This window comes from aff. Roholtiella sp. LEGE 12411 (assembly GCF_015206995.1).
In the GTDB taxonomy this organism is placed as follows: Bacteria; Cyanobacteriota; Cyanobacteriia; order Cyanobacteriales; family Nostocaceae; genus Komarekiella.
Window position 1 is genome coordinate 1 of the sequence record NZ_JADEXR010000212.1, and the last position, 8226, is coordinate 8226.

7 protein-coding genes are annotated in these 8226 nt (G+C 44.0%); 6 read left to right on the top strand and 1 reads right to left on the bottom strand.

Annotated features, from left to right (window positions below):
- The first annotated feature begins 140 nt into the window (after nt 1-140).
- On the top strand, nt 141-1916 hold the full coding sequence (locus tag IQ246_RS27390; protein ID WP_194006441.1) for an SWIM zinc finger domain-containing protein: 1776 nt from the start codon (nt 141-143) through the stop codon (nt 1914-1916).
- 47 nt (nt 1917-1963) lie between these two features.
- On the opposite strand, the gene IQ246_RS27395 is transcribed toward IQ246_RS27390, so the two are convergent.
- Nucleotides 1964-2791, bottom strand: coding sequence for a carbohydrate ABC transporter permease (locus IQ246_RS27395; RefSeq protein ID WP_194006442.1), 828 nt, complete (start codon nt 2789-2791; stop codon nt 1964-1966).
- A gap of 167 nt (nt 2792-2958) precedes the next feature.
- Between IQ246_RS27395 and IQ246_RS27400 the strand changes: the two genes are divergently transcribed.
- From IQ246_RS27400 to folE, 5 genes are all read left to right on the top strand, one after another.
- Nucleotides 2959-3657 (top strand): aldehyde oxygenase (deformylating), encoded by a 699-nt coding sequence (locus tag IQ246_RS27400; RefSeq protein WP_194006443.1) that lies wholly within the window; start codon nt 2959-2961, stop codon nt 3655-3657.
- Between the two features lie 325 nt (nt 3658-3982).
- Nucleotides 3983-5002 carry a long-chain acyl-[acyl-carrier-protein] reductase gene (locus IQ246_RS27405; protein ID WP_194006444.1) on the top strand — a complete coding sequence of 340 codons (1020 nt, stop codon included), beginning with the start codon at nt 3983-3985 and terminating at the stop codon, nt 5000-5002.
- Between the two features lie 195 nt (nt 5003-5197).
- Nucleotides 5198-6178: an acetyl-CoA carboxylase carboxyltransferase subunit alpha gene (locus tag IQ246_RS27410; protein WP_194006445.1), complete on the top strand. Its 981-nt coding sequence runs from the start codon at nt 5198-5200 to the stop codon at nt 6176-6178.
- 482 nt (nt 6179-6660) lie between these two features.
- The gene (locus tag IQ246_RS27415) at nt 6661-7383 is read left to right on the top strand and encodes an SDR family oxidoreductase (protein WP_194006446.1); all 723 of its coding nucleotides are present in this window, start codon (nt 6661-6663) and stop codon (nt 7381-7383) included.
- Nucleotides 7384-7495: 112 nt separating this feature from the next.
- Nucleotides 7496-8203 (top strand): GTP cyclohydrolase I FolE, encoded by a 708-nt coding sequence (gene folE / locus IQ246_RS27420; RefSeq protein WP_194006447.1) that lies wholly within the window; start codon nt 7496-7498, stop codon nt 8201-8203.
- The last annotated feature ends 23 nt before the right edge of the window (nt 8204-8226 follow it).

Here is an 8226-nt window from a genome sequence, read left to right on the forward strand (position 1 = left end):
GGGCATGGGGATTGGGGGACAAGATGAATAAAAAATAATCAATACCTAATAACTTTGAGTTTCTTTACAGCGCGTTAGCTTAACACCTAAGCTAGATTTAAAATTCATCCAGACAAAGGATTTACGCGGGCGATCGCTTGATGTCTATTCCCTCCATCAGTGAATTTACTATCCGCCGTAATGCCAACGCCAAATCTTTCCAGCGGGGCGAGGCATACTATGAGTCCGGTGCTGTCAATGCAGTCACCCAACGTGGTCATCTGCTTCAGGCAGAAGTTGAAGGTAATCAAGCTAAGCCTTATCGCGTTAGCTTGAATTTTGATAGCAGCGAGTTGCTCTCAGTAAATTGCAGCTGTGCTTACGACTTTGACGGGTGGTGCAAACATATTGTGGCAACAATGCTCGTCTGTGCGCGTCAGCCAGAAACTATTGAGCAACGTCCCACCCTAGAAGAATTACTTAATCGCTTAGATCATGTCCAAACCCAAAGACTTCTGCAAGAGTTGGTAGCAGAATACCCGCCACTGATTGAGGTTATTGACCGCCATGTCTACTGGATGACAAGTCCGGCTCCCCAGCAAAATACCACAAAAACCTTACGCTACACTGCTGTTGATCCGGCTCCCTTTAGGCGACAAGTGCGGCAAATTATCCGTGATGCGGTGCGCTATTTTGAGGAGGGGTGTGAAGAAGACCCACTTTGTGAGGAGTTGCTGAGTGTAGTACAAACGGCTGTAGATTTTAGCGAACGGGGAGAAGGTAATAATGCGATCGCTATTTTGGAAGCGATTACCTCTACCTGTGTAGAAAATTGGCATGATGTGGCAGAATACGGCGCTGAAAACGATGAGATTGCTAGGGAATTAAATGATGCTTGGTGTGAGGCAATTCTCACCGCTGAACTCAGCCTTGAGGAAAAAGTTGATGTTCAGGTGAATTTGGAAGCATGGCAAGATGAGTGGGACGCTGATTTTAGGATGAGTCTAGAGGCTTTACGGCAGGGTTGGGATTACCTGCCATTAGTCAAAGTACTCCAAGGAAATCTCACTGAAATGGAAGTTTGGCAAGGAGAAACACCAGACTACGTTGATGATTTGGCACTAATGCGCCTGAAAATCCTCGAACGTCAGGAGCGTTATCAAGAATACCTGTATTTGGCACAAGCAGAAGGGCAAAACCAACAATATCTGACAATGTTGGGGCAGTTAGGTCGAGTAGAAGAAGCAATGAACGCTGCTCAAATCCAGATGAACTCAATGGAAGAAGCTTTTGCCCTAGCGAAAACACTCAGCGAGCAAGGAGCATTGCAGCAAGCACTAGAGATTGCCCAAAGTGGATTAAATTTACAGGGTAATTGTCAGTACCATTTAGGAATTTGGGCAAGTGAATTAGCAGAGGAGTTGGGTGATCATGAAGCTGCTTTATTAGCAATTCAAGCTGCTTTTCAAGTCAAGCCATCCTTTTTTGACTACCAAAAGATAGAAGAATTCGCTGGGGAAAATTGGGAAATTATCAAAACAGACCTGTTGCAGATCGTCCGTAGCTATGAAGGTTGGGGAACAGAATCAGTAAAGGTAGATATTTTCTTATATGAGGAGCTAATTGATGATGCTATTGCGATCGCCAGTGAACTCAGTTCCTATTCTTCTGAGTCAATTCTCCGAGTGATGAATGCTGCTATCCCTTACAATCCTAATTGGGTAATTGCCAACGCTCGTCGCCGTGCCGAAAAGATTATGAATGCAGGTAAGGCAGAATACTATGACGAGGCAATTGAGTGGCTGAAAATGGCACGTGCCGCCTACTTGGAATCTGCAAGAAAAGCCGACTGGTTAAGTTATCGAGATGAGTTGATGCAAACCCACGCCCGTAAGCGTAAATTAATGGGGATGTTGAAGGAACGAGGTATGGAGTAAGGGAGCAGAGGGGAATGGTAGCGATCGCTCCTTGCTAGGTTCACTCGCTAATTCTTAATCCCCGTCGCGGCAATACCCTGAATAAACTGACGTTGACCAATAAGGAAGAGTACCATCACCGGAACAGTAGCAATGGTAACAGCCGCCATCATCAAGGGCCAATTATTCGTAAATTGTTCCTGAAACTCTGCCAAAGCTAGCTGCACCGTTCTTAATTCTGGGCGTGTCGTAAATACTAAAGGTTTAAACAAATCATTCCATTCGCCGATAAAGGTGAACAGAAATAGCGTTACTAAAGCTGGACGAGCTAGAGGTAACATCACCTGCCATAAGATTTGCAGTCGGTTTGCTCCGTCTATGGCTGCGGCTTCCTCTAACTCCACAGGAATTGTTTGGAAATATTGACGTAACAAAAAAATGCCAAAGCCGTTGACAGTGGTGGGTAAAATCAGCGCCCAGTATGTGTTGATCAAGTGTCCCCACTTCAACACCAAAAATATGGGAATCACCAATAACTGAAAGGGAATCACCAAAGTTGCCAAGACAATCAGTAGCAGTGCTTGCCGTCCGCGAAACTTCAGCCGTGCTAGGGCGTAACCTGCCAATGCCGAAGTGACAATTTGAAACGCCGTCACAGCGATCGCTACCAAGGTAGAATTAGCAAACGCCAGCAAAAATTTACCTTGCTGCCAGGCATCGCGGTAATTAGCTAATGACCAGTTATTTTTGGGTAAAACTTCTAAAGCTGCTCCCGGAGGTGCAAATGAAGTGAGAAAGACCACAAACAGCGGCAACAAAACGATAAATGCCCCTACTAGCAGTACTCCTAGGCTCAAAAAATCGCCAGATTTCAGATTCCAGTTTGATTTTGACATGAGTTGCTCTGCAAAACATTTGTTTTTCTAGTACTAGAAGCAAAAGCTAATCTATGAACATAGTTACTTGTTAAGTAAAATTAAACCACAGTGCTTGTTACCCTAAATTTAGAGAGTAAATTAAACTCTGGTATTAAATGATTCAGTTTTACAGGAGTAAACATACCATGCAGCAGCTTGCAGAACAATTTGATGCAATTGATTTTCACAGCGAAATATACAAAGATGCTTACAGCCGTATTAATGCGATCGTGATTGAAGGGGAACAAGAAGCCCATGATAATTACATCAGACTGGCTGAACTGCTGCCGGAATATCAAAATGAATTGATTCGCCTATCTAAGATGGAAAGTCGCCACAAAAAAGGATTTGAAGCTTGTGGACGCAACTTACAGGTAACGCCAGATTTGCAATTTGCCAAGGAATTTTTTGCCGGACTACACCAAAATTTCCAAATAGCAGCGGCAGAAGGTAAAGTTGTTACCTGCTTGTTAATTCAGTCTTTGATTATTGAATGTTTCGCCATAGCAGCATATAACATTTACATCCCAGTTGCTGACGATTTTGCACGTAAAATTACAGAAGGAGTAGTAAAAGATGAGTACAGTCATCTCAACTTTGGAGAAGTTTGGTTGAAAGAACACTATACAGAATCCAAAGCTGAAATAGAGCAAGCAAATCGCCAAAATCTACCCATCGTCTGGAAAATGCTTAACCAAGTTGCAGACGATGCTCATACCTTAGCAATGGCAAAAGATGCTTTGATAGAAGACTTTATGATCCAGTACGGTGAAGCATTGAGTAATATCGGCTTTACCACTCGTGACATCATGCGTATGTCAGCCTACGGACTTACAGCAGCTTAGATACAGTGCTGAGTCACTGTTCGCCCTTGGCGTCTCACGCCACTTGACACCAATCCCCTCAAGTAGGGAAACCCGCCCATGCGGCTGGCTCCTCCACTTGGGAAAACTTTAAGACCACAGTGGCTCACCTTGAGACAAGTTTGCCCGAAACCCTACTTGCAACTTCTCGCTAAGTTAACAAGTACTGAGTTATCAAACTTCTGATCAAAGATTTCTGCCGTTCAGAGTTATCACTGATTAGTTCCAATTTACACTCTGGACTCAGGACTACTGAAACTACTAAATTCCACGCTTTCGAGGCAGCACAAGCCTACTACATCACTACATGTTTGGTCTAATTGGACATCTGACTAGTTTAGAACACGCTCAAGCAGTAGCCCAAGAATTGGGATATCCAGAATATGCCGATCAAGGGCTAGATTTTTGGTGCAGCGCCCCGCCGCAAATAGTTGATAGCATTATCGTTACCAGTGTGACTGGGCAAAAAATTGAAGGACGGTATGTCGAATCTTGCTTTTTACCAGAGATGCTAGCTACTCGCCGCATCAAAGCAGCAACACGCAAAATCCTGAATGCTATGGCCCATGCTCAGAAGCATGGCATCAACATTACGGCTTTAGGTGGGTTTTCCTCAATTATTTTTGAAAACTTTAAGTTGGAGCAATTTAGCCAAGTCCGCAACATAAAACTAGAATTTGAACGCTTCACCACAGGAAATACACATACTGCATATATTATTTGTCGGCAGGTGGAAGAAGCGTCAAAACAACTAGGAATTGATCTTAAAAGCGCGACTGTTGCTGTATGTGGAGCAACAGGAGATATTGGCAGTGCAGTTACACGCTGGCTAGATGCAAGAACTGATGTCAAAGAGCTGTTGCTGATAGCGCGTAACCAAGAACGTCTTCAAGAGCTGCAAGGCGAACTAGGACGTGGAAAAATTATGGCTTTGAGCGAAGCCCTACCCCAAGCTGATATTGTAGTTTGGGTTGCTAGTATGCCCAAAGGTGTGGAAATTGACGCTACGGTTTTGAAGAAACCTTGTCTGTTGATTGATGGTGGTTATCCTAAAAACTTAGCAATGAAAATTCAGCATCCTGGGGTACATGTGCTAAATGGTGGGATTGTAGAGCACTCTCTTGATATTGACTGGAAAATTATGAAAATAGTCAATATGGACGTGCCAGCACGCCAGTTGTTTGCTTGTTTTGCTGAATCAATGTTACTGGAATTTGAGAAGTTATACACGAACTTTTCATGGGGACGCAATCAGATTACTGTAGACAAAATGGAGCAGATTGGTCGGGTGTCAGTTAAACACGGATTTAGACCACTGCTGGTTTAGTCAATAATTAATAGTCAACAGTCCTTAGTCATTAGTCATTAGTAATAAAATAACTAACAGCTAAGGACAAATGACAAACAGAGAATTCAGAGCGTCGCAAGTCGGCGCTCTGACGTCGCTCTAAGAAGGTGAGCGATCAGAACTTCAAGGACAAATGACTCAAAACTTATAATTCGTAACTCATAACTCCTAACAATGGCAACTATCGAGCGAAAACCGCTACTGTTGGATTTTGAAAAACCACTAGCAGAACTTGCAACCCGGATTGAACAGATTCGGCAACTTGCAGAAGAAAACGGTGTCGATGTTTCTGGACAAATCCGTCAACTGGAAGCACGTGCCATGCAACTGCGTGAGGAAATTTTCAGTAGTTTATCACCATCCCAGCGACTACAAGTTGCTCGGCATCCTCGCCGCCCCAGCACTCTTGACTACATTCAAGCAATAAGTGATGAATGGATGGAATTGCATGGCGATCGCAGTGGTGGTGACGATCCGGCATTAATTGGTGGTGTGGCTCGTTTAGGTGGACAACCCGTAGTTATGCTCGGTCAACAAAAAGGACGCGACACCAAAGACAATATTGCCCGAAACTTCGGTATGGCTTCCCCAGGAGGCTATCGCAAGGCGCTGCGCTTGATGGCACATGCCAACAAGTTTGGTATGCCGATTTTGACTTTTATCGATACTCCAGGCGCTTTACCTACAGTAGCAGCGGAACAACAAGGTGCCGGAGAAGCGATCGCCTACAATTTACGAGAGATGTTTTGTCTGGATGTTCCCATCATCTGCACAGTCATCGGTGAAGCCAGTTCTGGTGGCGCACTTGGTATTGGTGTAGGCGATCGCCTTTTAATGTTTGAACACGCCGTTTACACCGTTATTAGCCCTGAAGGCTGTGCTGCTATTTTGTGGAAAGATGCTGCTAAGGCTCCCCAAGCAGCGGTAGCCTTAAAAATCATTTCTCCTGATCTAAAAAACTTAGGAATTATCGACGAAATACTACCTGAACCCATAGGTGGCGCTCATGCAGATCCACTCAAAGCCGCTACAACTCTCAAACAAGCCCTGTTAGACAATTTGGATAAACTCAATCGCTTAACAGCTCCAGAACGACGCCAACTGCGCTATGAAAAATTCCGTAAAATTGGTGTTTTTACGGAAGTTGCCCACTAGCACCTCTGGAGATCATTGATTAGCTTAACAGCAGTGCTATAATTGCCTATGTGCTTAAAGATTTTTAACAATCTTCTCAGCCATAGGCATTTGCGTGTTTAGCAAGCGTACTGAATTTGATTGATTAGCTTGTTTAGGATTTAAGTAATCAAATTTGAATGTACGGTATGATTTCCCAGGCGATAATTTGTTGTCCTTACTGGGAAAAAACAAATGACAATGTATCCACCTTGGTACTCAATAACTTTCGGTTAAGGGAAAAGGAAAAAGGCTGAAATTTACCCCTTACCTTTTAACCATTTTCCCAGACCACAAAGAAGATAAAAAGTGCTGATCCGAAAATTATTGCCCTGGTACTACAGTACAGCAGGTGTCAGAACAATTTAACGGATTTTTAGCTGCTTTTAATCTATCCAAACAGAGAAATGTGAATAATTAGGTGGAAATAAGCTTTCGGAACTGCCAAAAAATTGGGAGAAACCATGAGTGTTGAGGAGAAACGACGTGCCCTAATTACTGGGGCAAGTAGTGGAATTGGAAAAGCAACGGCTTTGGCTTTTGCAAAGGCGGGAATAGATGTCGCCTTAGTCAGCCGTTCTTTGGATAAGTTGGAGGCAGTTGCAGAAGCAGCACAGCAAGCTGGGGTGGAAGCGAAAGCTTACGCTGTGGATCTAGCTTGTATCTCAGAAGTACAAGAAAAGATCCAGGCGATCGCTCTTGACTTTAGCAACATAGATATTCTGGTAAACAACGCTGGTATAGCATACACAGGCACATTGAGCGAAACCCCATTAAAAGACTGGCAACAAGTAATTAACTTGAATCTCACTAGTGTGTTTCAATGCATTGTGGGAATTTTGCCTTCAATGCGCGAGCAAGGCGGCACAATTATCAACGTCGCCTCTATTGCTGCAAAACAACCTTTCCCTGGTTGGGGTGCATATAACGTCAGTAAAGCTGGACTAATAGCCCTTTCTCAGACTCTGGCACAAGAAGAACGAGGCAACGGCATTCGCGTTACTGCTATTTTTCCTGGTGCAGTTAACACTGAACTTTGGGACACAGAAACTGTTCATGCCAATTTTGACCGCTCAAAGATGTTAACCCCGGAAATTGTTGCTCAATCAATTCTCTACACAGTTCTGTTACCACAACAGGCAGTTGTTGATGAATTAACCCTGATGCCTAGCGCTGGCGTCCTCTAAAATGTCATTTGTCATTTGTCATTTGTCATTTGTTTTTTGTGACTTATTCCAAATTAACAACCAATGACTAATAACTAATGACTAGCCTTCAAACCATAACCAAGACTACATCATGACTATCGCTAGTTCCAACGGTTCTAATCGCTCTCAATCGCCTCTGATTCCCGATTTGGCAGAAGCTATCAATCCTAGACCCGATCGCAATACCCACAACGGACGACAAGCGGATGTGTTCCCGCCAAAAGAGGAACAGATGGAAGAAATGACAGATGCCGTGCGGACACTAATATTAGGCGTAGGAGAAGATCCTGAACGCGAAGGACTCCTCAAAACACCCAAGCGGGTGGCCGAGGCAATGCGGTTTTTAACCAGTGGCTACAACCAATCCCTAGAAGAACTCGTTAACGATGCCATCTTTGATGAAGGACATAACGAGATGGTATTAGTGCGAGATATTAATTTCTTTAGTTTGTGCGAACACCACATGCTGCCATTTATGGGCAGAGCACACGTTGCTTATATCCCTAACCAAAAAGTTGTGGGACTGAGTAAGCTGGCTCGGATTGTCGAGATGTATTCTCGTCGCTTGCAAGTACAGGAGAGGCTAACTCGGCAAATTGCCGAAGCAATTCAGACCATTCTGGAACCTCAAGGAGTCGCTGTTGTGATGGAAGCTTCCCATATGTGCATGGTAATGCGAGGTGTCCAAAAACCGGGTTCTTGGACTGTTACCAGTGCAATGGTTGGTATGTTTCAAGAGGAACACAAAACCCGCGAAGAATTCTTTAACTTGATTCGTCACCAAGCAGCATTCTTTTAGGGCATGGGGCATGGGGCATGGGG